The sequence below is a fragment of the Cognatazoarcus halotolerans genome, assembly GCF_009800965.1.
GTDB lineage: Bacteria > Pseudomonadota > Gammaproteobacteria > Burkholderiales > Rhodocyclaceae > Cognatazoarcus > Cognatazoarcus halotolerans.
In genome coordinates this window covers 1-489 of sequence record NZ_WUAF01000059.1, presented here as the reverse complement: position 1 = coordinate 489, position 489 = coordinate 1, and the positions used below count along the sequence as shown (strand labels likewise).

Sequence of the window (489 nt, the reverse complement as noted above, 5' to 3'; positions counted from 1 at the left end):
CTGAGCCCGAGACACTGGAGAGAACCATGAGCAAACAGATTCAGGACGCCTACATCGTCGCCGCCACGCGCACCCCGGTGGCCAAGCGCAACGGCATGTTCCGCAACGTACGCCCCGACGACATGCTGGCGCATGTGCTGCGGGCAGTGGTCGACAAGGTGCCGGGCCTCGAGGCAGGCGAGATCGGCGACGTGATCGTCGGCTGCGCCATGCCGGAGGCCGAGCAGGGCATGAACGTGGCGCGCATTGGCCTGCTGCTGGCGGGCCTGCCCGACACGGTGCCGGGCATCACCATCAACCGCTTCTGCTCGTCGGGCGTGCAGGCGGTCGCCGATGCGGCCAACCAGATCCGCCTCGGCCAAGCCGAGGTGATGATCGCCGCCGGTACCGAGTCGATGAGCGTGATGCCGCAGATCATGGGCAACAAGGTGAGCCTCAACCCGGCCGTCTTCGCGAAGCAGGAGAACCTCGGCATCGCCTACGGCATGG

Annotated in this window: 1 protein-coding gene; it reads left to right on the top strand. The window is 67.1% G+C overall.

Annotated features, from left to right (window positions below):
- Window positions 1-26 precede the first annotated feature (26 nt).
- Window positions 27-489, top strand: a 463-nt coding sequence (locus GQB03_RS22645) for a thiolase family protein (RefSeq protein WP_268817585.1), incomplete at its 3' end; no start/stop codon positions are given.